Below are 23,570 nucleotides of genomic sequence, written 5' to 3' on the forward strand. Positions count from 1 at the left end.
GCGGATACACCTCAGTCGAACTACCGAGATACCAGAAGTTCTTAACTTGGAAAATTCTTTTAAAAGTTGAATTTACCAAGAAAATCAATGAACTTCTTAATTGTATTTAAGAATTCCATTCAAGACAATTTAACTAATCTATCATATTAAAACTTACGGCGACGAAGGTTTGCAGTGAGTGCCATGAAGGACATCCAAACACACCTTGCAGACGGTTTCGCCCGTGTATTTGCAGCTGCGGCTGCCGGGGGTATTTGTGCTGGGTCTGGGCAGACAGAAGTCGATCAAACAGAAGAACCTGCGGGACAGCGCCTCCCGCCGGCCCCAGCCCGACACCTTCCTTGACCGCATCGTTGCGCGGCTTTCTCCGAAAGACGACCTGAATTTCGAAAAACCGATCCGGATGGTGTTCCTGTCCTTCCTGGGACTGATCGTGTGCATCCTCATCGCCCAGAACATCTCGTCGGAGTTCCGGAACCTGCGCGAGCCGCAGGAAGCGATTGTGAATACGGCCGAACGGCTGGTGATGCAGCAGAAAGAACTCGGAGGCGATACACTTGCGGAGATCTTCAGGATCCTTGGCAACGGCACGGACCTTCAGGATGCCATTCGCGCCAAGGACGAGCGCAAGGTGAGACGCCTGGCGGCAGCACTCTTCGCTTCCAAGGCTCATCGACGCGATATAGTGGAACTTTCGATCTTCAGACCTGACATGACGCCGGTCTATCCGCCGGAGGCAAAGCCGGTCGTGCTTGGACCGGCAGACGGCCACAGGATCGGTCCGGTTGAAATCGCTGCCGGATATTACGACGGGGTCGAACTGGGTCCGGACAAGCGCTTCGTCGTCGGTGTCCTGCGGCCCTGGCTGTCCGACGGGCAATTGCTCGGCTACCTGAAGCTGTCGACTGACATCGAGCGCTCTCTTGCACTTGCCAGCACGGCCATCGATGCCCAGATCGTGAAGACAAGCCGGTTGCCGGGCCGGAACGCGAGCGGCGCCGACCGGACGATCCACAGGGTTCTGGGAAGCTTTGTGCCCGGCGGATTTGATCTGGAGGTCTTTTCCAACCCCGGCCGGGGCACAGGCATTGAGCCGTTCTATGTCCAGGATGGCCGGGTCTACATGGTGCGCGACCTGCCTCTCGCCCTGTCCAGGGGCGGCAACGACATCAACTTGCGCGTCATCAAGGACGTCACGGATAACATGTGGGCATTTCTCCGGGGTGTCCTCGTTTCTGTGCTGATCGGCGTGGGCTTGTCGCTGATTACGTGGGCGGTGATCCAGCGCTTGTTGACCGGCCTGCAGTCTTCGGTCCAGGTCACGCGGCATCGCCTCGAAGCGGAAGTTCGCGACTATACCGACCAACTGGAGAGCAACACGTCCAAGCTTCTGGAAGCCCAGCGCATCGCCACGGTCGGCAGCTGGGAACGGGATCTTGCGACGAACGAAGTCAGTGCAACGGAAGAATATTTCCGGATCATGCATGTCGACAGCAAGTTGCCCTCGCACCAGATCATAGACAAGGTTTACGCACAGATCCCCGAGCACGAGCGCCGGGCGGCAAAGCTCATGGTTCAAAACGCGGTCGAGACCTGCGGAGAATTCGATTTCGAGCACTCGCTGATCCCGGATGCGGGCAAACCGCGTGCCCTTCACATTCGCGGTTATGTCGAGCCCGGTCCGGACGGGAAAGCCGCGAAAGTTGTCGGGACCGTGCACGACGTCACCGAGCGCACCGAGGCCGAGCAGCGGAACCTTCTGCTCGCCAATATCCTGGAATCGTCTCTCAACGAGATCTTCATCCTTGATGCGGCGACGTTCCGGTTCCGATATGCCAACAGGTGCGCCCTGAACAATCTCGGCTACCTCCCGGACAGTCTTCAGTCCATGCATCTTTGGGATGTCAACTCGATCTACAACGAAGATGCCATAAGGCATCAGGTCAGGCCGCTCCTGACCGGAGACCTCGAGGGCATCGCAGCGGAAACCGTTCACCGGCGCAAGGACGGATCCGAATATCCGGTCGAACTGCGCATACAGCTGCTGAAGGACAAGGACGAGGACCTCTTTGTCATCATCGCGAACGATGTCACGGAAAGGGTCATGCGGGAGACCGAGACCCGCGAGGCAAGGGTGCGTGCAGAGCGGCTGGCCTATTTCGATCCGCTGACCAAGCTCTCCAACAGGGCCGGTTGCCAGCGCGATGCGAAACTGCGCTTCGAACGGGCCGACAAGCCGGCATTTCTGGTTCATGTCGACATGGACAATTTCAAGCGCGTGAACGATACGCTCGGCCACCTTGCAGGCGACTACTGCCTGGAGGAAACCGGCCGCAGGCTGCGTGAGGTGTCGCGCGGGCTCGGCACGCCCTATCGCTGGGGCGGCGACGAGTTCGTCATCATCGCGGACAGTCCCGGCGCCGACCCCAATGAACTGTTCGAACGCGCCCGGCGGCTCATGCGCCTGCCGATGGAATTCAACGGCAACCGGTTCTGGCCGACGGTCAGCATGGGGATCGCACTGTGTCCTCAGGACGGTTCGTCGTTCGAGGACCTTCTATTCAACGCCGACCTGGCGCTCTACCAGTCCAAGGAAAGCGGCAAGGACCGGTTCACGTTCTTCAAGTCCAGCATGAAGACGGAAAGCGAGACCGAGGCAAGGATCGAGCGCGAGCTGCAAAATGCGGTCAAGGACAACCAGTTCTTCATGGTCTTTCAGCCGCAGGTCAATTTGCGGTCCCAGAACATCACCGGCATCGAAGCGCTGATACGCTGGGACCATCCCGAGCGCGGCATCCTTCCACCGGCGGAGTTTCTGCCGGTCGTCGAGAAAACCAGCCTCGCCCCGGTTCTCGGCGAAATCATCATCGACAGGGCCTTTGCCGCGGCCAAACACTGGCTGGTCAGCGGGCTCGATTTCGGCCGCATCTCGGTGAACGTCTCTCCCTCTCACCTCGCCTCGGGGCTTCTGGTGGAGCATTTCAAGGCCGCAATGGCCAAATACGAGATCGGTGCAGAGCGCATTACCGCAGAAGTTCTGGAGTCCGTTTTCCTGAACGACACCCGTTCCGGTCACCTGACGGCGCTCCGGGAGTTGTTCGAGCTTGGTGTTCATATCGAGCTGGATGACTTCGGCACGGGTTATGCGTCGCTGACCCACGTCGCCGACCTGCCGATCAACGGACTGAAGATCGATCGCTCCTTCACCGCCCAGATGATCGATGACCCGCGCAAGGAAGCGGTCGTCAACCAGCTCGTCCATCTGGCAAGATCCCTGAACGTCGCCGTCGTGTGCGAAGGTGTCGAGACCGAGGCGCAGTACCACCGTCTGCGCATGATGGGTGACTTCTCCATCCAGGGATATCTGATCGCCGAACCGATGCCGCTTGACCAGATGACCGAGTGGATGGCAGAGGCATCCGACGATCTTTATTTCGTCATCTGACGCGCGTTATCTTCCATGTCGTGAACGATCTGCCCGCCACGTAAGCGAGACCGCCAGCCTTGGAAAATGACGCCCGCACTCCCATGTCAGGGCAGATGAGCGATGAAAGGACGGCGCACACAATGACCGCGCACACGGCGACTTCCACGACGCCTCCCCGGATCGGACTTGCCCTGGGTGGCGGCGGTGCCCGCGGGCTGGCGCATATCCCTGTTCTTGAAGCGTTCGACGATCTGGGTCTGAAGCCCACGCGGATTGCCGGAACCTCGATCGGCGCAATTCTCGGTGCCGCCTATGCGAGCGGCTACAGCGGAGAGGAGATCCGCCGGATTGTTCTGGAGCTTTTCGCCGACCGGAACACCGTTCTGTCGAAAGTCTGGCAATTGCGGCCGAAGCGAATTGCCGACATGTTCCGGGCCCGTCCGGTACAGCTCGATCCGGAACGGGTGCTCGACGTCTTCATTGCCGAGCACCTGCCGAAGAGCTTCGAAGATCTGCACATTCCGCTTCGTGTGCTTGCGACGGACTTCTTCGGTTGTGAAGAACGCGACTTTGAAGAGGGGCCCCTGCTGCCAGCGATTGCGGCATCAATAGCGATCCCCGCGATTTTCCGGCCGGTGCAGCATGCAGACCGCTTCCTGATCGACGGCGGTGTCGTGAATCCCCTGCCCTTCGAAGGCATGCGCTCCGATTGCGACATTGTCGTTGCGGTGGATGTCGTCGGCGCACCGGTGCCGCGATCGAACAGGTCGGACATCAACATGCTGGATGCCCTGTTCGGTTCATCGCAGATCCTGATGCAGACGATCACGTCGCAAAAACTCAAGCTGGAACAACCGGATATCCTGGTGCGCCCTCCCCATGACACGGTCCGCGTCCTCGATTTCCTGAAGGCAGAGCAAATTCTTGAAAGAGCCGAAGCCTTGAGAGCATCAACAAGAGAACAACTATCAGCACTGACAAAACAACCTATGATAGTTACTTGAAAACGCCTAAGTAAATTTCACCATCCAATTGATTTTTCCTGTAAAAAATCCGGAAATTAATTTTTTTTTAATGCCACTGGGGAATATTATTCTTAAAAACCAGAGGTAAGACAATGCACAAATCGGGGTCTGCGGATCTGGAGAATTGTCCGGTTCCAGAGGATTTGCTGAAACAGCTTCTTGAAGCGACACTGAACGTTGTCACGGATGTTGGAATTGAGCTTCCCGAACGACAGAGGGCGGCCCTCGCGGTTTATTGCTACAGACGCTCGCATTTGCGCCGGCTCGGACTGTCGATGGCAAGACTTTGCAGCCGTTCGTCCCTGATGATGGAAGCCGGACACGCCGGTGAACTCATTCATGTGCAGGCGCAGGCGAACGTAACTGGTGAAGCAGAGGCGGACATCCGTCAGCGGGGCGGAAAAGCGCCGGTCAGTCTTCACGTGGTTTGAGATTTCATTCGGGGCTGGTTCTTCCTCCCTCCCGCCCCCACCTGCGGCAACCGCCTCCGCGAATTTCGACGCGCTGGCCGGTTGCCTTTTTCTTCCGCCAACGCGTTTGCAAATCCCCAATGACGTCAACGATATGCAGACGTGACCAATTTTCGTGCTTGCCTCGGCCAAACCGACCGCTAGTCTTTTAGTCAGCCCGGCTGAAATCAGGGACGAGCACATGAATAAAGGCACCGAAGCTTCAAACCAGACACGTCGCCGCCTCCGAAGCGCGCGCCGGACCGCAATGCTGCTGCTGGGCCTTGTGGCCGCAACGTTCGCGTCGCCTGCCATGGCTATCTGCCAACTCGTGGCAAATGCCCCCTTTCTCGCCCCCGGCGCCGATGAGGTCCGGGTCTGGCAGGCCGCGCTGCAGGCCGGCGAGGTGCAGATCAGGTATATCGGTCATTCCACCTTCGAGCTGGAGACCCCCGGCAGTATTCGCATCGCCACCGACTACAACGACATTCACCGCCCGTTCCTGCCGCCGACGGTCGCCACGATGAACGGCGCGCATTCCACGCACTATTCGCTTTCACCGGACCCGGAAATCGAGCACCTGCTCTACGGCTGGAATCCGGAAGGCGGTCCTATGGATCACGACCTGACGGTCGGAGACGTACGGATCAGGAATATCCAGACGAATATCCGCAGCTGGGACGGCGAGACACGGCGCCTGGGTAACTCGATCTTCATTTTCGAGATTGCCGATCTGTGCATTGCCCATCTCGGACATCTGCATCACAGACTGACGAAAGAGGATTACCTGCGCCTCGGCCAGATCGACGTCGTGTTTGCCGCGATCGACAATTCCTCGACACTGCGCCTCGACAGCCTGATGGATGTCCTTAAGGGCATCGGCCCGGCAATGATCATCCCGATGCACTTTCATTTCGCGGGCGCCCTGCCGGCGTTCACAGGCCGGGCCGCCGAAGCCGGTTACGAAATCGTGCAGGCCGACCTGCCCAAACTCGTGATCAGCAAGGCGACGCTTCCATCGCGGACGACGGTCTATATCATGATGCCCGGCGGCGCCTGATCGGCAGAACGTGCCTTCAGGCTTCCCGAAATGTTAGGAAGATGACCTGGCTGTCCCCCGCCTGACGCCGGTCCGTTTCCGAAAACATGGGCGGCAGTTCGAGTGCCGCGGCGGCGCTTTCCTCAAGGACGCAGACTGCACCGGGTGCCAGCCAGCCGCCCTTTGCAGCTGATGCAAGCGCCCGTTCTCCCAACCCCTTGCCGTAAGGCGGGTCGGCAAAGACCAGGCTGAACGGTTCGATCGTCCCGGCCGCGCCAAGTCGCGTCGCATCGCGCCGGAAGATCTTGGCAACGCCATTCAGACCCAGGTTTTCCATGTTCGTGCGGATCACACCACGGGCCTCGGCGCCTTCCTCGATGAAGGTGCAATGGCGCGCTCCACGGCTGACGGCCTCAAATCCGAGCGCACCTGTTCCGGCAAACAGATCAAGGACACGCGCGCCCTCGACATCGAAGGCCAGCCCGTGCGCGAGAATGTTGAAGATCGTCTCTCTGAGCCGGTCACTCGTCGGTCTGGTTCCGTGCGACTTCGGCGAGGCGAGCGACTTGCCCCTGAACCGCCCGGCAACAATTCTCAAGAGCGCCTGCCCCCCTTGGGCCGGTCGTCGCCCCCCGCCGGTCCGCGGCGGTCACGTCCGGGCTTTTCCGATCTCTTTTGCTGTTGCTTGTCTTCCACCAGACCGTCCTCGCTCCAGATACGCCGCTGGGGAGCGGACCGTTCCTCGGCGAACTCCTTGCGCGGCCGCGGCTCGGACGTCATGCGAAAGCGCGAACGCGGCGACACCTTTTCCTGGCGCGGCCCGGCATTGCCGCGTTTGGGCCGCTTCTGGCCCGGATCCGACGGTCTTTCCGATGTTCTTGATGCCTTGCGCTTGTCGGTTTCCGATTTTCCCTCGCGCGCCGTGAGCCACTTGCCCTGCGTCTGCGCACGTCCAGCGCCGGGCTTGCCCTGAGACCTGCCTCCGGCACCGCGTGACTTTCCGGAGGACTTCGCTGGGGCCTCCTGTTTCGGCTGGTGGAAAATCGGAGCGTCGAAATCCGCACCCGCCTCTTGCGCCAATGTCTCGCCGAGTTGGTCGCGCAGGATCCTGCCGCGAATTTCCCGGACATCACCATCGGCAAGGTCCATCAGCTGAAACGGTCCATAGGAGAGGCGGATGAGGCGGTTGACGGCCAGGCCAAGGTGCTCGAGCACCCGCTTGACTTCCCGGTTCTTGCCCTCGCGCAAGCCGACGGTCAGCCAGATATTGCCACCCTGCTCCTTGTCCAGCGTCGCTTCGATTGCGCCGTAAAGAACGCCGTCAATGGCGATTCCGTCATTCAGGGCATCCAGATCGGTTTGCGTGACCTTGCCGAATGCACGCACGCGATACCGCCGCAGCCACCCGGTCGACGGCAGCTCGAGAACCCGCGCCAGACCGCCGTCATTGGTCAGGAGCAGCAGACCTTCGGTGTTGATGTCGAGCCGGCCGACCGTGAGCACGCGCGGCAGATCCTTCGGCAACCGGTCGAACACCGTGGGGCGCCCCTCCGGGTCCTTGTTGGTCGTCACCAGTCCCTTCGGCTTGTGATACAGCCAGAGGCGGGTCCGTTCGTGCATGGGCAATGGCTCGCCGTCCACCAGCACCTTGTCGTTTTCAGAAACGGTGACGGCGGGTGTCGCAAGCACGACACCGTTCAGCTGAACGCGTCCGGCCTCGATCCACTTTTCCGCTTCCCGCCGGGAGCACAGGCCGGCGCGGGCCATCACCTTGGCAATCCGGTCTCCCCGTTCCGCGTCGGCGGCATGAGAGGGCATCGGGGCTGCGTCCACCCGCCTCTTGGGCTTGGTGGATGTCGCGCGCTTCTTGTCAGGCGCTGCGTTCCGGCGTCCGGAGCCTTTTGCCGGCTGGGGGCGTCCGCGTGTTGGTTTTCTTGTTGTCATGGGCGCCTCATAGCAGAGCTTGACCGTTTCTGAAATCACCTCCAGGCCGCTATTTTCGCAACCCGGCTCTTTTCCTTGCGCATGACACATGCGAAACAGGCATGTTTGCGGAAACCGGAGCAACCTGTCCGCCGGCATGGTACGGCGTCAGCATTTTGCGGTGCCGCCGAGACCCCAACAAGGGCAAATCACATGAACACGGGCAGAAGGTCCTTCATGAGCATGGCACTGGAGGAGGCGGAAGCCGCGGCCGCCCGGGGAGAGGTGCCCGTCGGTGCGGTGGTCGTCAGGAACGAGGAGGTTCTGGCGAGGGACGGCAACCGGACGCTGGAACTCAATGATCCGACCGCACATGCGGAAATCCTGGTCATCCGGAAGGCTTGCGCCCTGCTGAGCTCGCAACGCCTCACCGGTTGCGATCTTTATGTGACGCTCGAACCGTGTTCAATGTGCGCCGGCGCAATTTCCTTTGCACGGATCAGACGGCTCTACTACGGGGCGGGCGACGAAAAAGGCGGTGCGGTTGAACACGGCACGCGATTCTTTTCCCAGTCCACGTGTCACCACCAGCCGGAAATCTACGCGGGGATCGGCGAGACGGCCTCGGCAGAAATACTTAAAACCTTCTTTTCTTCCAAACGGTAAGGGCCGTCTTGCGTTGCGCAATAGCAACAATGGATGCAGGAACGTGCGCGAAGGGCAGTCGAGGCCGACTTTCCGTTGGCCTCCTGTCACACAGATCGCCCATAGTTGCGGTCTCACCTCTTGCCACCCGGAGAGTGCAATGACCCGTATTATCGCTCTAGGAATGCTCGCGGGGCTCGCCGGCGCAGCCGCGCCTGCAGTTGCCGCTGATCTTCCGATCGCACCGGAACCGGTAGACTACGTTCGCATCTGCGACGCCTACGGTGCCAGGTTCTACTATATTCCGGGAACCGAAACGTGCCTGAGGGTGCGCGGCCGGCTGCGCACGGAATTCCGGGTGAGGAACTTCGGCGAGGCGGAAAACGACTGGGGCGAGCGGGACAGCGACGGCTACCAGTGGCGGTCACGCGGCTACCTCTATCTGGATGCACGAACGCAGACCAGCTTCGGAACGCTGCGCGGGTTCATCGAACTCTACATGCAGCAGACGAATGACCGGGCGGGATATTCCATCGACAATGCCTATATCCAGTGGGGCGGTCTCACGGCCGGTCTGACGAATTCGAATTTCGACTTTTTCACGGGCTATGCCTACAACGCCCAGATCGAGAGCTATTCGGATCAGTCTCTGAACCAGATCGCCTATACCTATGCATTCGGTAACGGTTTCAATGCCACGGTTGCGGTCGAAGACCGCTCCGACCGTCAGGCTAGTATCGGGCTGAATGGCACCACGCTTGGCTACGGCGGTACCCGGATGCCCGACCTGATCGGTGTTCTCGGCGTCAGCCAGGGATGGGGCGAAGCACAGGTCATGGGCGCGCTGCATCAGGTTTATCCGAATGCCGCGTTCAACGGGCAAACCGGAAGCTCGGAGGACGAACTCGGTTTTGCGGTCGGTGCCGGCGTCGAGATCAATTTCGGCGGGCTTGCGCAAGGCGGCAGCATCGCCTTGCAGGGCGTCTATACGGACGGGGCCAGTGCCTACGGATCGACCGGCTGGAATGGCCTGATAACCGACGCCGTCTGGGACGGAAACAGCACAGAAACAACCCGGACATGGAACGTGTTCGGCGGCGTCAGCCTCGATCTGACAAGCTCGCTCGAACTCAATGTCGAGGGCGGCTACCACAATGTCGACGCGGCAACCAGTGCTTACGATTTCACGCAATGGAGCGTCACCAGCAACCTCGTTTGGGAACCGGTGCCCGGTTTCATCATGGGGCCGGAGATCCAGTATCGTGATCTCGATTTCGATGCCGCTTCCGGGTTCGACGACACCTATCAGGTGTATGGAGCCTTCCGGATGCAGCGCTCGTTCTGATCGTCAGGCAGAATCAAAAGAAAAACTCCAGGCCGACGGCCCGGAGTTTTTTTGTTTCAAGGCTGCTCGCCGGTCCACTTGTCCTGGACGCTGTCCCAAAGCCCGCGCTTCCACAAGTCTCCGTGGCCCGCGCCTTCAAAGATCAGCAGTTCCTTCGGTTCGGATGCATACTGGAATACCTGTTCGCCGTGCTCGACCGGAATGATGGCGTCCTCGGTGCCGTGAATGATCAGCGCCGGTGCCTCGACCTTGCCGATCCGCTCGCGTGTCTTCATCTGGTCCTTCATCAGGAAGCCGACAGGGAGCCAGGGATAGCTGGCTGCGGCCATGTCCACGAGCGCCGTATAAGGCGCTTCCAGGACCAGCAAACCCGCTTCGGGCCGCTCGGCGGCGACTGCGGTTGCAACACCTGATCCCAGGCTTTCGCCGTGAACGATGATCGGCGTTCCTGCAGCGGCTGCCCGGTCGAAATGCTCCAGCGCATCGGAAATAATCGCGATTTCGGACGGGCTTCCCTCGCTGCCCGCATAGCCGCGATAAGTCGGCGCATAAAGGCCGTATCCGCTGTCCAGGATCATCTTGAAGCGCTGCCAGCGTCCCGAGAGGTTGCTCGAGTTACCGTGGAAATAGACCACCGTCGGCAGGCCTTCTTCCGCCGGCTCTGCCGTCCAGACGGTGGTTCTTGTTCCGTCCGCCATTTCAACAAGCTCGACCGAAACATTCTGCAGTCCCTTGTCTTCCGGCGTCAGAAGCTCTCCGCTCGGGACAAAAATGAAGCTGCGCTGGTTCAGGTACATGTAACCGGCCGCCATTGAATAAGCGATGGCGGCGGCAATCAGCAGCTTGACCAGACCGCCGCGGAGTTTCGCCCGCACGCCTGCCGTCTTTTCCCCTACTTCGCCGGTGCTGCCTGTTTCGGCCTCGGCCATCGTCATGCTCCTTGTTGCACTCGATGATTGTTACGCATGGCAGGACAACACCGATCAGATTTCGAGATCACTTGCGTCCGAAAAGGCGCTCGATGTCCGACAGTTTCAGTTCGACCCAGGTCGGTCTGCCGTGATTACACTGGCCTGATTTGGGCGTTGCCTCCATGTCGCGCAAGAGGGCATCCATTTCCTGGGGCCGCATGCGTCTTCCCGCCCGGACCGAGCCGTGACAGGCCATCGTCGCCGCGACGTGATCGAGTTTTTCCCGCAATCCGTCGGCCGTCTCCCATTCGGCGAGTTCGTCGGCGAGATTGCGGACCATGCCCTGAATATCCATGTCACCGAGGATCGCGGGTGTTTCCCGCACCGCGACGGCGCCCGGGCCGAAGGCTTCCAGCACAAGACCGACCTCCGCCAGATCCGCCGCCCTGTCGTTCAGGCGCAGCGCGTCCTCCTCGGTCAGTTCGACGATCTCCGGAATGAGAAGGATCTGGCGCGCGACATCCTTTTTGGCGACTGCCTCCTTCAGGCGTTCATAGACGAGCCGTTCGTGGGCCGCGTGCTGATCGACGATAACAACACCGTCTTCCGTCTGCGAAATGATGTAGGTCTCGTGAACCTGTGCGCGCGCTGCGCCCAGAGGAAGCCGCGTTTTCTCCGTTTCGGCAGGAGCGTCGCCAGCTCGCGCATCGGCGGACGGGACAGCAATGCCGGCAAGCCCCGCCTGACCGTCGAACCCGGCGCCTGCGGCTTCCGCAAAGCCGGCCGTTGCAGCGCCGTCTTGCTCCAGGGGACGGAAGGCCGCCGGATCCCAGCGCGCCGTCTGCGTCGGCGCATAGCCAGGCCGCCCGCCCGCGGAAGCGGCCGGTGCGTGAGAGGACGCAGCGGAAAATCCACCGTTGGCAGATGGCCTGTAACCGGCCGGTTCCGACCTCAACGCGTCAAGGGCAACGGCGGCATTGCCGGTGGAGGACCGGTGTCCGGCCTGCACCAGCGCGTGCTTGATCGCACCGACCAGCAAGCCACGCACGAGCTGGCCATCGCGGAAACGCACATCGGCCTTGGCCGGGTGCACATTGACATCCACCTGGGCCGGGTCGAGATCGATAAACAGCACAACGACGGGATGCCGGTCCCTTGCCAGAACATCGGCATAGGCGCCCCTGAGACCGGACAGCAGAAGCTTGTCCTTGACCGGACGCCCGTTCACGAAAAAGAACTGGTGCTGCGCATTGCCGCGATGGTGGGTCGGCAGACCGGCGAAACCGGTGAGGCGCACACCTTCGCGTTCCGCATCGAGCTCCATTGCATTGTCGACGAAGCCCTGCCCGAGGATCTGGGCAATGCGGGCAAGCTGGGGCTCGCTGCCCCGGGCGGCGGGCCAGCTCTGCGGCTGGCGATCCGCCCCGGACAGGGAAAACCCGATCCCTGGATAGGCAAGGGCAATGCGCTTGACGATCTCGGTGATGGCCGCCGCCTCGGCGCGGTCGGACTTCAGGAACTTCAGTCTGGCAGGGGTCGCGAAAAACAGATCGCGGACTTCAACCTGGGTTCCTTTCGCGCGGGCGGCGGGCGCAGGCGCTGTCTCCCTGCCGCCTTCCACGGCAATCGCCCAGGCATGGTCTTCGTCCTGGTGGCGGGTCTGGATGGCAAGGCGCGCAACGGAGCCTATGGAAGGCAGTGCCTCGCCGCGAAATCCGAGCGTGCGGATATCAAAAAGGTCGTCGTCCGATATCTTGGAGGTGCAATGGCGCCGTATCGCGAGCGTCAGATCCTCGGCGCGCATGCCCGCGCCGTCGTCGGACACACGCATCAGCGTCTTGCCGCCTGCAGCGGTGACGATCTCGATCTGCGCCGCACCGGCGTCGACTGCGTTTTCAACCAGTTCCTTGATGACGCTCGCGGGCCGCTCGATGACCTCGCCGGCCGCGATCTGATTGATCACGCGTTCGCCAAGTTGCCTGACCTGCATGAAACTTCCTCTACTCGGTTTCGCACCGCGCCCTGTTCCTATATGGTCCGCGCCGAACTGTCCCGATTCTTTCCCGAGCTTATCAGATCAAGCACCATCGAAGTGAGACCCCATGACCGTTTCTGCACCGCTTCTGATCGACGGGCTGCGCACCGTCGCCCCGCTCTACAAGGGGATCCTGTGCGATGTGTGGGGTGTGCTGCACAATGGCGTTGCCGCGTTCGAAGACGCCCACAAGGCGCTGACGACCTATCGGGAGGAGGCCGGTGGCAAGGTGGTTCTGATCACCAACGCCCCCCGTCCCGCCAAGCAGGTCGGAGAGATGCTCACGAAGCTGGGCGTCCCAGCCAGCGCCTATGACGACATCGTCACCTCGGGGGATGTCACGAGATCGATCCTGGAAGCGCAGGGCAGGAAGACGCTTCTGCATCTGGGCCCGAACCGCGACCAGCCGCTCTACTGGAACCTTGAAGCCACCTTCACGACGAATGACGACGAGGCAGAAGCGATCAGCTGTACCGGGCTCGTCGACGACGAAACCGAAACGCCCGACGACTACCGGGACCGGCTGCAGAAACTTGCGGACCGGGGGCTTTTGATGATTTGCGCCAATCCAGACATCGTTGTCGAACGCGGCGACAAGCTTGTCTGGTGTGCCGGTGCACTCGCGCGTCTCTACGAGGATCTCGGCGGCGAGGTCGCCATTTTGGGCAAGCCCCACGCCCCGATCTATCACGCGGCGCTCAAGCGGCTTGAAGACCTCGCGGGCGAACCGGTCAGCAAGGAAGATGCGCTTGCAATCGGCGATGGCCTGCCGACGGATATCCGCGGAGCCGTTTCGCAGGATATCGATGTCCTGTTCATCACGGCGGGTATTCATGCGTCCGACTTCGGGCCGAGCGAAGCGCCGGAAGAGCATCTGATCCGCAAACGGCTGATCGAGGAAGGTCTGCGTGCCCGCGCGGCGCTGCCGCGTCTGTGGTGGTAGGCACAAAAAAGGCCGCCGGTGGCGACCTTCGTCATGGCAGGATCTGAGCTGGTTCAGTCGAACAACTTGTCGATATCAGCCTGTGCGTCCATCAGCATTGAATCGATGTCGTCCTGGGAAACGCCCTCGCCGCTGTGCTGCGGCCCGTGCAGGATCAGCTCGCGCTTGCGGCGTTCCTCTTCGGTTTCTTCGAATTCCGCATCCAGATCGCCGGGAATGCGCAGATGCTCGATGAAGGATGACACGCGCTCATCGATGTAGTTCAGCGTCGTCACGACCTTCGAAATCCGCTGGCCGGTGATGTCCTGGAACGTGCAGGCCTCGAAGATGCCGATCATCTTGTTGCTCACCAGTTCCTGGTACGCTTCCGGGTCGCTCGTGTCGGCGCCCATGATTTCCTCGGCGGCTTCCATGATCGTGTTGGTGGCGTCTTCCGTCGCTTCCACGATCGCGTCGAGTTCACGGCCGGCGTCCGGAATCTTGTTGCCGGTCATGTCGTTGGCACGGAGCTGAGAAATTTCCACCTTCATGCGTGCGATTTCCTTGCCGATAGCTCTCAGCTCATCGGTCACCGTCGGCTGGACAGTGGACAGGAAATCGTGCATCGAGCCGGACATGACTTCGGCGAGATGCATGACATCGGTCAGCGAAACTTCGCCGTCGCGTTGTTTGTTCTGTTCCAGGAAATCAATGACGCGAGCGACATTTTCCTGCTTCATATTGGCCATTAGGATAGCCTCCCCATGCGAAAGCCCCCCCCGTACGCGTCCCCGTTTGAAGAGCCGACGCGCATTTCGTAACCAACCGGTTTTTGTGTTGCTGAACGCCCGCCCTGGGACTTGACAACCCGGCTGTCCTGCCTGCACCGGCGGGCCCCCCTACGTCGGTCCCGCCAGGCGCAAGAAGACATTACTCGGAGAAGACTGCCTCGATCTTGCCCTTCAGCGTCTGTGCGTTGAACGGCTTCACGATATAGTTGTTCACGCCAGCCTTCTTGGCGGCAATGACGTTTTCAGTCTTGGATTCCGCCGTCACCATGATGAACGGGGTTTTGCTGAGACCGGAGTCGGACCGAACCTGCTTGAGCAGCTCGTAGCCGGTCATCGGCTCCATGTTCCAATCCGAAATGACCAGACCGTAGCGGCGCTGCTTCATTTTTTCCAAGGCTTCGGTGCCGTCCGCGGCATCGTCGATGTCTTCGAAACCAAGCTGCTTCAGCAAGTTCCGAATGATGCGAATCATCGTCTTGTAGTCATCGACCACGAGGACCGGCATCTGAAGATCAAGGGCCATTGTCTACTCCATACTGTCAATAAGCGCGGCCCCTGGCCGTGGGCCGGTGGATACGCGATTTGACTCCGAAGGAGAGCGACACAACATTTGTGTCCTCACCTCCCCACACTCGATGGACTTTACGCTCCTCACCTGAAAAGACCGTTAATAACGCAAGCTTTTTTCTTCGCCGAAAGCATAATTGCCAGAAATCCGCGTCCCGCCTAGCGTCCACGCCGAGGGCAAAGAAGATCAAACCGGGCGGAAATCACAATGTTGGAACTGCGAACACTCTACTTCGAAGACCTGGAAACAGGCATGCAAGAAGAACTCGTCAAACATGTCAGTTCATCCGATGTTGTCGGCTTCGCCGAAGTATCGGGCGACCGCAACCCCATACACCTTTCGGAACACTTCGCAGCACGCACCCCCTTCAAGACCCGGATCGCACACGGCCTCTACACGGCAAGTCTCATTTCCGCGGTTCTGGGAACCCGGCTCCCGGGCCCCGGTGCGATCTATCTGTCGCAGACCCTCAACTTCAAGGCACCTGTCAAGATAGGCGACGACGTCAAAGTGACGGTTACCGTCGAAGAACTGATGGAACGGGGCAACCGGGCTCGGCTTTCCTGCATCTGCAGCGTGGAGGACACCGTTGTCCTCGAAGGCGAAGCGCTCGTGAAGGTTCCGGGCCGCGACGACGACAGCGCGCGGACCTGACCGCAAAACCTGTCCGGGTGCGGCGGTGATTTCCCCACCTTGACGTTTTCCTGCGCACACGGCAGTTTCCTCGCCGGTGCCCAAATGCGGCGCCGGTCCCAGTGCTTGTCCTGATTGCCGATTCCAAAAAAGCCGTTCCGGCCGTACTATGCGCGAAGGTTTGCTGCATGAACCCGTCCCGATCCGCCGATTTCCTCGTTGCCGACAGCCTGGAATCGTTTCCCGATGAGCTGAAGGGCGGCGTCGTTGCGATCGGCAATTTCGACGGATTGCACCGCGGCCACCGGGCCGTGCTCGACGCCGCTCTCGGTCTCGGCCGCGGCATGCATCACCCCGTTTTCGCGATGAGTTTCGAACCGCATCCCCGGACCGTTTTCAACCCGTCAAAACCGGTCTTCCGGCTGACGCCGGCGCCTCAGAAAGTCGACATGCTGAAAGTCTGCGGGCTGGACGGAGCACTGATCCTGCCCTTCAACAAGGAATTTGCAGGCGTCGAAGCGCGTGCGTTCGTGCAGGACATCCTGATCGACACGCTCGGGATTTCGCATGCCGTGACCGGTTACGATTTTCACTTCGGCAAGGCCCGGCAGGGAACACCGGACTATCTGCGCACGGCCGGGGCCGAACACGGTTTCGGCGTGACCATCGTGCAGCGCGAAGAAGACGAAGGTGCCGAAGTCATCTCGTCCACACGCATTCGCGACTGCCTTGCCGCGGGCGATATCGCCCAGGCCAATGCCCTGCTTGGCTACAGGTGGTTCTTCGAAGGAACCGTCGAACACGGCAACAAGCGCGGGCGGGATCTCGGCTACCCGACCGCGAACCTGCACATGAACGCCGACTGTCCCCTGCTCGAGGGTATCTATGCGGTCAAGGTGAGAACGCCGGATGGCTGGTTCGACGGCGTGGCCAGCTACGGCCGGCGGCCGACTTTCGACAATGGTGCCGTCGTTTTCGAGGTGTTCCTGTTCGATTTTTCCGGCGATCTCTATGGCCAGCCGCTCAGGGTGCACCTTGTGTCGCATCTGCGCGGCGAGGAAAAATTCGAAACCGCGGAAGCCCTGGTTGCGCAGATGGACAAGGACAGCGCGGAAGCGCGTGCCGCACTCGCCTCGATCCGGCCGCTGTCCGACATTGACCTGAAACTTCTGGACCTTGCCGGGTGACCGCCACTTCGACGCGGGTGCAGATCCCGCACAGTCCGATGCTGGCCATGCTGCTAATGACGGTCGCCATGCTGATCGTGCCCGTCATGGACATCGCGGCCAAGTACCTGTCGGCCTGGCTGCCTGCGCTTGAAGTGACATTCGGGCGGTTTTTCTTTCAGTTCCTGATCTGTCTGGTCATTGCCGTCGCCGCCGGCCGCATCACCCGGCTGAAGGCACGCCAGCCGGTGATCAATTTCGTGCGCGGTATCCTGCTCGCGGTGGCCTCCCTGAGCTTCTTCACGGCGGTCAAGTACATGTCGGTCGCCACCGCGATTTCGATCTTTTTCATCGAACCCATGATCCTGACCGTGCTCGCCGCGCTAATCCTGAAGGAGAAGGTCGGGATCCGCCGGATCGCCGCGATCCTCGTCGGACTGCTGGGTGCGGTCATCATCCTGCGGCCGAACCTTGCGGAAATCGGCCTTGTCAGCCTGTTGCCGGCCTTCACGGCCCTGGTGTTCTCGTTCTATCTGCTGATCAACAAACTCTACCCGGTTGAGGACGACCTGCTCACGATCCAGTTCGGGGCTGGTCTATCCGGAGCTCTCCTGCTGGGCTGTGCCCTCCTGATCGGCTCCTATGGCGAGGTCGAAGGATATGAATTCGTGCTGCCCACGTTCGGCCAGACTGCCTTGCTTGCCCTTATCGGCCTGATTTCCTTCGCGGCGCACGGGCTTGTCGTCGCGGCGTTTCAGCGCGGCAGCGCCAGCCTGCTCGCGCCGCTGCAATATGTGGAGATCGTGGGGGCGACCCTGTTCGGCTATCTCGTCTTTGCCGACTTTCCCGACGGGCCGACCTGGGTTGGGATCGCGCTGATCATCGGCAGCGGCCTTTACATCGCGCACCGGGAACGGCTCCGGAAAACCGGAGCTCAGGCAGATGCGGTCCCGGAGATGTGACCCGGTTCGCCCGCTTGCGCGCGGCCTTCGCCGGAAAGATCAAGACGCCGGAGCCCGAGCCACACGATAGCGAGCGGCAGGAGCGGCGCCATCGGAAACCCGAGAAAAATGGCAAAGGCGGGTGTCGACGCGGACAGACTGATCACGAATGCCAGCAGGATCTTCTCGAACGGCAAGAATCCGTTCCTCAGCCCGTCCCGGATCACGAAGGCGCAGGGTATGATCAGCAGCGTCAGGTCATAGGACAGGGCAAATGGTGTCACCAGAAGCGTTCCGCCGACCAGAACCGCCGACCTGACCGCCATGTCCTCCGTCCGCCGCCAGACCCTCCAGACGCACACGAGGGCGCCGATGCCGACACCAGCCTGCAGTCCCATGGCAACAGCGTGCCCGATGCCGAGCTGGCGGAGGCTGCCGTAAACCGAGATCATCTTGCCCCACTCGACGCCGCCGATTTCCATCATCGCGGACGCAACCGGTGCCTGCTGCCAGAACACCTGCCAGACACCGACCCCGAAGAAAAGCACGCTCGCGGCCGCAAGCACCAGAGTGGTTGCCGACGCGCTCAGGAAAGTTCGCCAGTTCAAGGTCGCGATCAATGCCACCGGGGCCAAGATCCCGAGTTGCGGCTTGATCGTCAAAATGCCGAGGGCAATACCTGCAAGAATCATGCGCTGCCGCTCGACGCCGACAAGAAAGAACCCGTAAAGCGCCGCAGTCAGTGCCGCGTTCTGTCCGTGAAATGCATTGTTGGCACAGGCCGGAATGATGATCAGGCACGCAGCCAGAAGCCATTTGCCTGTGATCAGCCTGCAGGAAACGCACAGGAGCGCCGTCGTGGACAGGATGAACACCGCGAAAGCAGCCTTGTAGGGCAGCGCCGCAAACGGGGTGAGCAGCATCTGGAATGTCGGCGGGTAGAAGAACCCGAACACGGTGTCTGAGCCCGACAGGCTCTTTTGAAGCGCTGAAAATTCCGCCGGTATGTAGACGAGTTCCGGTGCGCCCGCGAGCGCCTGCCGCCCGGCCAGCCAGAAGCTGAAATAATCCATCAGGACCGTGCCGTTGGCCGCGCCGAAGGAATTGGGAACCAGAAGCATCCAGACGAGACCGAGGCTCAGGCCGATGCCTGAACACAGGCAGGCGAAACCGATCCTGTCCCAGGTCAGCCAGGCCCCTTCGCGAATGCCCTTTTGCCAGAAAGTCGTCCGGAAATTCCTTGCCGTCATGCCAGTGCCCCGACTTCACGCGGTTGCGATAGACTGTGGAGGCGCACCGACACGAACAGCAGCAACGCCGGAGCGAGAAGGCCCAGCGGCACACCGGTGACAGCGCCGAGATACCTGCTCGATGCGGACACAAGAACCGCGACCGCGACGAGCGTCCACATGTAGGCAAAGGCCTGCTTGCGGCGCGTCGCCTGCATCAGAAACGCGATTGCGATGGCCATGGCCGCCAGATCGTAGGGAAGCACATAGGGGGTCGCAAAGAAGCCGGCGGAAACCAGCACCGCCGCCTTGATGCCGAATTCGGCTTGCGATCGCCAGACCTTCCAGATCAAGACCGCCGCAGCCACGGCGGCCAGGGCCTGCACCAGGTAGGCCGGCGAAGCCGACATCCCGAGCATGCGGGCCGAAGCATAGACAGACGCCATCTTGAAAAATCCGGCCATGCCCTGGTCCGTCGCCTGACCCGTGAAGACAGCCTGTTGAAAGAAGGCCAGCCAGGTGTCGTTGCCCAGAACCGCCCAGCTGAGAGCCGCAAAGACAACCGCGGTTACCGCGGCAGACAGGAATGCACGGTGGTAACCGGCGGCCAGAAAAGCGATGGGCAGCAGGACACCCATCTGGGGCTTTATCGTCAAAAGCCCGATTAAGACGCCTGCAAGCACCTGGCGGCGCTCGGAAAGAGCAGCCAGGCCGCCGCCCAGCAGCGCCGCACACAAAAGCGCATTTTGACCATGAAACAGCGCGTTGAAGGTCGCTGGCATGGCTGCGACCAGCAGGAACCCCGTCCAGCTGCGCAAGATCCTCGCGCAAGCGCCCCCCGCGAGCGCCAGGCAGACAGCCTGGGAAAGCGCGTAGGCCGGAATGGCGGCCATCATCCCGAGCGGCGCGACGAGAAGCAGGAATGTCGGAGGATAGAAGAACGGATAGAAGGCGCCGTCTTCCAGGTAAGGCGCCTGCAAAGCGTGGAACGCGGAATTGTCATAAACGACGTGCGGCGTGCCGCGCATCACCTCACCGCCAGCCAGCCAGAAACACAGGAAATCGCTGATCGGAACGGCTCCGTCGACAATAGCCGGTCCTGACGGAGAGAAAAAATAGATCAGCACGCCGAGATAGGCCGCGAAGGCCATCAGCCCGGCCGGGATCAGACGATCCCGCGTCGCCCAGTGTGCTTCCGAGAAATACGCAACCATGCCTTCCTCTTCTCCGATTGCCCTCTTCTTTAACGACTAGCCGTTAAAGAAAGCCTGCAATTCGGTTTCAGAGCGCAGCGAAATGCGGGGTCGCCTCTTTATTCGGTTCGCAAGTGCTGCTATGTCCCATCCCATGCACGACAAGGACTTCATATTCACCGGCATACGGATGATCGCGATTGCGCGAATTACCTGCCCGGCCTTCGGCTGACGCGAATGACGCGGCGCCAGGGACCGGGACCTTCGTGTTCTTGCCGCCTGACGACAGGTGCGCACTCTCTTGAAAAAATGACGGGCCCAACGCCCGAACGACCGGATCGAATTGACGATGACCGAAACAGATAAACGCGACTATTCAGAAACGCTGAACCTGCCGCAAACCGACTTTCCCATGCGCGCCGGACTTCCCAAGAAGGAGCCCGAGATCCTCGCTCGCTGGGAAAGGCTCGACGTCTACCGGAAGCTGCGCGAACAGGGCAAGGACCGCAACAAGTTCGTGCTGCATGACGGCCCGCCTTATGCAAACGGCAACATTCACATCGGCCACGCGCTGAACAAGACGCTCAAGGACATCGTGACCCGGTCCATGCAGATGATGGGTTACGAGAGCAACTACGTTCCGGGCTGGGACTGCCACGGCCTGCCGATCGAGTGGAAGATCGAGGAACAGTACCGCGCCAAGGGCAAGAACAAGGACGAAGTTCCGATCAACGAATTCCGCAAGGAATGCCGGGAGTTCGCCGAGCACTGGATCGACATCCAGCGCAAGGAATTCAAGCGTCTCGGGATCGAGGGCGATTGGGACAATCCCTACCTGACGATGCGCTTCGACAGCGAGGCGACCATCGCGCGGGAACTCATGAAATTCGCCATGTCCGGACAGCTCTACCGCGGTTCGAAGCCGGTCATGTGGTCCGTTGTCGAAAAGACGGCGCTCGCCGAGGCGGAGATCGAGTATCAGGACTACAAGTCCGACATGATCTGGGTGAAATTCCCGATCACGACCGCCGGGGGCAGCGACGAAGCCGCCGTGAACCAGCTGCTCGACGCCGCGCTCGTCATCTGGACGACCACGCCCTGGACCATCCCGGGCAACCGGGCCATCTGCTATTCCTCCCGCATCGCCTACAGCCTCTACGAGGTCACGCAGGACGGATTGCCGGACGACAACTGGGTGCAGAAGGGCGACCTGCTCGTGCTGGCCGACGCACTCGCGGCGGATGTGTTCAAGAATGCCCGCATTGAGGCCTTCGAACGGGTGCGCGCGGTTGCGCCTGAAGAACTGGCTGCGGTCACATGCGCTCACCCGCTCGCCGAGCTGGATCTGGGCGGCTACGAGTTCGACGTGCCCGTGCTGGACGGCGACCACGTGACCGACGATGCCGGCACGGGTTTCGTGCACACGGCACCCGGCCACGGTTCAGACGACTTCGAGATCTGGATGGAAAAGCGCGCCGACCTGGACGCACGCGGCATCAACACCGCCATTCCGTTCACGGTCGCCGATGACGGCTTCTATACGAAGGATGCGCCCGGTTTCGAAGGCTTCGAGGTCATCACCCACAAGGGTGAAAAGGGCAAGGCGAACAGGGCAGTCATCGAGAAGCTGAAGGAAAGCGGCAACCTCATCGGTCTCGGACGGCTGACGCACTCCTACCCGCATTCCTGGCGCTCCAAGAAACCGGTGATCTTCCGCAACACGCCGCAGTGGTTTGTCTATATGGACAAGGCCCTGTCCGGCGACAAGGACACGCTGCGGACCCGCGCGCTCACCGCGATCGACGAAACGCGCTTCGTGCCCGGAAGCGGCCAGAACCGTCTGCGGTCCATGATCGAAAACCGGCCGGACTGGGTGCTGTCGCGCCAGCGCGCCTGGGGCGTTCCCATCACCGTCTTCATTCACAAGGACACGGCCGAGATCCTGAAGGACGAGACGGTCAACAGCCGCATTTTCGAGGCGTTTTGCGAAGAGGGTGCGGATGCGTGGTATGCGGACGGCGCCAAGGAAAGGTTCCTCGGCAATGACCATGCCGCCGACGACTGGGACATGGTGACGGACATTCTTGATGTCTGGTTCGATTCCGGGTCCACACATGCCTTCGTCCTGGAGCAGCGCGAAGATCTCAGACCGGTGCGCCGCAAGGACGGCGGCAATGACTACGTGCTCTACCTGGAAGGCTCGGACCAGCATCGCGGCTGGTTCCATTCCTCGCTCCTGGAAAGCTGCGGCACGCGCGGCACCGCGCCCTACGACGCCGTTCTGACGCACGGCTTCACGATGGCGGAAGACGGGCGGAAGATGTCGAAGTCACTCAACAACCAGGTGTTCCCGCAGGATGTGATCAAGCAGTACGGCGCCGACATCCTGCGCCTTTGGGTCGCCTCCACCGACTACTGGGAAGACCAGCGTCTCGGCCAGGAAATCATCAAGACCAATGTCGACAGCTACCGGAAGCTCCGCAACACGCTGCGCTGGATGCTCGGCTCCCTGGCGCACGCAGACGGCGAGGACATTGCCCTGTCGGAGATGCCGGAACTTGAACGGCTCATGCTGCACCGCCTGACCGAGCTGGATAAACTGGTGCGCGAAGCCTACTGGGAATTCGACTACAAGAAAGTCACCCATCAGCTGTTCACGTTCATGACCGTCGAGCTGTCCGCCTTCTATTTCGACGTGCGCAAGGACACGCTCTATTGCGACGCCACCTCGTCGAACCGGCGCAAGGCCTCGCTTTACGTGATCGACAAACTGTTCAACTGCCTGGTGACGTGGATGGCGCCGATGCTGCCTTTCACCATGGACGAGACATGGGTCACACGGTACGGCGAAGGCACGTCCGTTCACCTTGAACAGTTTCCGGCCGTTCCGGCGAACTGGAAGGATGACGCGCTTGCCGCCAAATGGGCAAAGATCCGGACGGTGCGCCGGGTGATCACCGGTGCGCTTGAAATCGAGCGCCGGGAAAAACGGATCGGGTCCTCCCTGGAGGCACATCCGGTCGTACACGTGACCGACCCGGAGCTGATGGCTGCACTGGACGGCCAGAACATGGCTGACATCGCCATTACCAGCCAGCTGACGCTCTCCGCGGAGCCCGCCCCAGCTGGCGCCTTCATGCTCGACGACACCAACGGTGTTGCGGTCGTGCCGGCACTTGCGGAGGGCCAGAAATGCGCGAGATCGTGGAAGATCCTGCCTGAAGTCGGCACGGATCCGGACTATCCCGATGTCACGTTGCGCGACGCTGCAGCCCTCCGGGAGTGGGATGCGGCGCAAGCCCCTGCCTGAGGCCGCGGAGACGGAGAG

The 23,570-nt window shown here is 61.0% G+C and carries 19 protein-coding genes; 11 read left to right on the forward strand and 8 right to left on the reverse strand.

Annotated elements, in window-relative coordinates; all coding sequences use genetic code 11:
* Positions 1–256: 256 nt before the first annotated feature.
* From ACO08A_RS04130 to ACO08A_RS04145, 4 genes are all read left to right on the forward strand, one after another.
* Positions 257–3,445 (forward strand): putative bifunctional diguanylate cyclase/phosphodiesterase, encoded by a 3,189-nt coding sequence (locus ACO08A_RS04130; protein WP_422039957.1) that lies wholly within the window; start codon positions 257–259, stop codon positions 3,443–3,445.
* Positions 3,446–3,567: 122 nt separating this feature from the next.
* Entirely contained in the window at positions 3,568–4,431 is an 864-nt protein-coding gene (locus ACO08A_RS04135; protein WP_422039958.1) for a patatin-like phospholipase family protein, read from the forward strand.
* A 113-nt stretch (positions 4,432–4,544) separates the two neighbouring features.
* Positions 4,545–4,883, forward strand: a complete 339-nt coding sequence (locus ACO08A_RS04140) for a hypothetical protein (RefSeq protein ID WP_422039959.1) — start codon at positions 4,545–4,547, stop codon at positions 4,881–4,883.
* A 220-nt stretch (positions 4,884–5,103) separates the two neighbouring features.
* A complete protein-coding gene (locus ACO08A_RS04145) occupies positions 5,104–5,961 on the forward strand; it encodes an MBL fold metallo-hydrolase (RefSeq protein WP_422039960.1) in 858 nt (285 codons plus the stop codon).
* 16 nt (positions 5,962–5,977) lie between these two features.
* Here the strand turns inward: ACO08A_RS04145 and rsmD are convergent, their stop codons facing one another.
* Entirely contained in the window at positions 5,978–6,538 is a 561-nt protein-coding gene (rsmD, locus tag ACO08A_RS04150; protein WP_422039961.1) for a 16S rRNA (guanine(966)-N(2))-methyltransferase RsmD, read from the reverse strand.
* Entirely contained in the window at positions 6,535–7,884 is a 1,350-nt protein-coding gene (locus ACO08A_RS04155) for a pseudouridine synthase (protein ID WP_422039962.1), read from the reverse strand. The genes rsmD and ACO08A_RS04155 overlap by 4 nt, the downstream gene beginning before the upstream one ends.
* Before the next feature lie 216 nt (positions 7,885–8,100).
* Between ACO08A_RS04155 and ACO08A_RS04160 the strand changes: the two genes are divergently transcribed.
* Positions 8,101–8,529, forward strand: coding sequence for a nucleoside deaminase (locus ACO08A_RS04160; protein ID WP_422039963.1), 429 nt, complete (start codon positions 8,101–8,103; stop codon positions 8,527–8,529).
* Between the two features lie 139 nt (positions 8,530–8,668).
* Positions 8,669–9,853, forward strand: coding sequence for a porin (locus tag ACO08A_RS04165; RefSeq protein WP_422039964.1), 1,185 nt, complete (start codon positions 8,669–8,671; stop codon positions 9,851–9,853).
* A 56-nt stretch (positions 9,854–9,909) separates the two neighbouring features.
* On the opposite strand, the gene ACO08A_RS04170 is transcribed toward ACO08A_RS04165, so the two are convergent.
* Together ACO08A_RS04170 and mutL are read right to left on the reverse strand one after the other, a co-directional pair.
* Positions 9,910–10,782, reverse strand: coding sequence for an alpha/beta hydrolase (locus tag ACO08A_RS04170; RefSeq protein WP_422039965.1), 873 nt, complete (start codon positions 10,780–10,782; stop codon positions 9,910–9,912).
* Positions 10,783–10,849: 67 nt separating this feature from the next.
* Positions 10,850–12,754, reverse strand: a complete 1,905-nt coding sequence (mutL, locus tag ACO08A_RS04175; RefSeq protein WP_422039966.1) for a DNA mismatch repair endonuclease MutL — start codon at positions 12,752–12,754, stop codon at positions 10,850–10,852.
* A 112-nt stretch (positions 12,755–12,866) separates the two neighbouring features.
* Here mutL and ACO08A_RS04180 point away from each other — a divergent pair, with 112 nt between their 5' ends.
* Positions 12,867–13,742, forward strand: coding sequence for a TIGR01459 family HAD-type hydrolase (locus tag ACO08A_RS04180; RefSeq protein ID WP_422039967.1), 876 nt, complete (start codon positions 12,867–12,869; stop codon positions 13,740–13,742).
* A gap of 53 nt (positions 13,743–13,795) precedes the next feature.
* Here the strand turns inward: ACO08A_RS04180 and ACO08A_RS04185 are convergent, their stop codons facing one another.
* Complete coding sequence (locus tag ACO08A_RS04185) at positions 13,796–14,470, reverse strand: chemotaxis protein (RefSeq protein WP_421981613.1); 675 nt, start codon at positions 14,468–14,470, stop codon at positions 13,796–13,798.
* A gap of 181 nt (positions 14,471–14,651) precedes the next feature.
* Positions 14,652–15,035, reverse strand: a complete 384-nt coding sequence (locus ACO08A_RS04190; protein ID WP_029063701.1) for a response regulator — start codon at positions 15,033–15,035, stop codon at positions 14,652–14,654.
* Between the two features lie 252 nt (positions 15,036–15,287).
* Between ACO08A_RS04190 and ACO08A_RS04195 the strand changes: the two genes are divergently transcribed.
* The 3 genes from ACO08A_RS04195 (at position 15,288) to ACO08A_RS04205 (ending at position 17,841) form a co-directional block, all read left to right on the forward strand.
* The gene (locus ACO08A_RS04195; RefSeq protein ID WP_421981612.1) at positions 15,288–15,734 is read left to right on the forward strand and encodes a MaoC family dehydratase; all 447 of its coding nucleotides are present in this window, start codon (positions 15,288–15,290) and stop codon (positions 15,732–15,734) included.
* 167 nt (positions 15,735–15,901) lie between these two features.
* Complete coding sequence (locus ACO08A_RS04200; protein WP_422039968.1) at positions 15,902–16,900, forward strand: bifunctional riboflavin kinase/FAD synthetase; 999 nt, start codon at positions 15,902–15,904, stop codon at positions 16,898–16,900.
* Complete coding sequence (locus ACO08A_RS04205) at positions 16,897–17,841, forward strand: DMT family transporter (RefSeq protein ID WP_422039969.1); 945 nt, start codon at positions 16,897–16,899, stop codon at positions 17,839–17,841. The genes ACO08A_RS04200 and ACO08A_RS04205 overlap by 4 nt, the downstream gene beginning before the upstream one ends.
* Here ACO08A_RS04205 and ACO08A_RS04210 read toward each other — a convergent pair.
* Together ACO08A_RS04210 and ACO08A_RS04215 are read right to left on the reverse strand one after the other, a co-directional pair.
* On the reverse strand, positions 17,814–19,070 hold the full coding sequence (locus ACO08A_RS04210) for a glycosyltransferase family 87 protein (RefSeq protein ID WP_422039970.1): 1,257 nt from the start codon (positions 19,068–19,070) through the stop codon (positions 17,814–17,816). The genes ACO08A_RS04205 and ACO08A_RS04210 overlap by 28 nt on opposite strands.
* Positions 19,067–20,263: a glycosyltransferase family 87 protein gene (locus tag ACO08A_RS04215; RefSeq protein ID WP_422039971.1), complete on the reverse strand. Its 1,197-nt coding sequence runs from the start codon at positions 20,261–20,263 to the stop codon at positions 19,067–19,069. The genes ACO08A_RS04210 and ACO08A_RS04215 overlap by 4 nt, the downstream gene beginning before the upstream one ends.
* A 328-nt stretch (positions 20,264–20,591) precedes the next feature.
* Here ACO08A_RS04215 and ileS point away from each other — a divergent pair, with 328 nt between their 5' ends.
* Positions 20,592–23,552 carry an isoleucine--tRNA ligase gene (gene ileS / locus ACO08A_RS04220; RefSeq protein WP_422039972.1) on the forward strand — a complete coding sequence of 987 codons (2,961 nt, stop codon included), beginning with the start codon at positions 20,592–20,594 and terminating at the stop codon, positions 23,550–23,552.
* Positions 23,553–23,570 lie beyond the last annotated feature (18 nt).

It is taken from the genome of Roseibium sp. (assembly GCF_965232425.1).
Classification (GTDB): Bacteria; Pseudomonadota; Alphaproteobacteria; order Rhizobiales; family Stappiaceae; genus Roseibium.

Excerpts from the sequence above, each read along its gene's own strand:
- ileS (WP_422039972.1), top strand. The coding sequence starts at position 20,592 with ATGACCGAAACAGATAAACGCGACTATTCAGAAACGCTGAACCTGCCG.
- ACO08A_RS04180 (WP_422039967.1), top strand. The coding sequence starts at position 12,867 with ATGACCGTTTCTGCACCGCTTCTGATCGACGGGCTGCGCACCGTCGCC.
- ACO08A_RS04135 (WP_422039958.1), top strand. The coding sequence starts at position 3,568 with ATGACCGCGCACACGGCGACTTCCACGACGCCTCCCCGGATCGGACTT.
- ACO08A_RS04155 (WP_422039962.1), bottom strand. The coding sequence starts at position 7,884 with ATGACAACAAGAAAACCAACACGCGGACGCCCCCAGCCGGCAAAAGGC.
- ACO08A_RS04210 (WP_422039970.1), bottom strand. The coding sequence starts at position 19,070 with ATGACGGCAAGGAATTTCCGGACGACTTTCTGGCAAAAGGGCATTCGC.
- mutL (WP_422039966.1), bottom strand. The coding sequence starts at position 12,754 with ATGCAGGTCAGGCAACTTGGCGAACGCGTGATCAATCAGATCGCGGCC.
- ACO08A_RS04170 (WP_422039965.1), bottom strand. The coding sequence starts at position 10,782 with ATGGCCGAGGCCGAAACAGGCAGCACCGGCGAAGTAGGGGAAAAGACG.
- ACO08A_RS04165 (WP_422039964.1), top strand. The coding sequence starts at position 8,669 with ATGACCCGTATTATCGCTCTAGGAATGCTCGCGGGGCTCGCCGGCGCA.
- ACO08A_RS04215 (WP_422039971.1), bottom strand. The coding sequence starts at position 20,263 with ATGGTTGCGTATTTCTCGGAAGCACACTGGGCGACGCGGGATCGTCTG.
- ACO08A_RS04200 (WP_422039968.1), top strand. The coding sequence starts at position 15,902 with ATGAACCCGTCCCGATCCGCCGATTTCCTCGTTGCCGACAGCCTGGAA.
- ACO08A_RS04195 (WP_421981612.1), top strand. The coding sequence starts at position 15,288 with ATGTTGGAACTGCGAACACTCTACTTCGAAGACCTGGAAACAGGCATG.
- ACO08A_RS04160 (WP_422039963.1), top strand. The coding sequence starts at position 8,101 with ATGAGCATGGCACTGGAGGAGGCGGAAGCCGCGGCCGCCCGGGGAGAG.
- ACO08A_RS04190 (WP_029063701.1), bottom strand. The coding sequence starts at position 15,035 with ATGGCCCTTGATCTTCAGATGCCGGTCCTCGTGGTCGATGACTACAAG.
- ACO08A_RS04145 (WP_422039960.1), top strand. The coding sequence starts at position 5,104 with ATGAATAAAGGCACCGAAGCTTCAAACCAGACACGTCGCCGCCTCCGA.
- ACO08A_RS04140 (WP_422039959.1), top strand. The coding sequence starts at position 4,545 with ATGCACAAATCGGGGTCTGCGGATCTGGAGAATTGTCCGGTTCCAGAG.
- ACO08A_RS04185 (WP_421981613.1), bottom strand. The coding sequence starts at position 14,470 with ATGGCCAATATGAAGCAGGAAAATGTCGCTCGCGTCATTGATTTCCTG.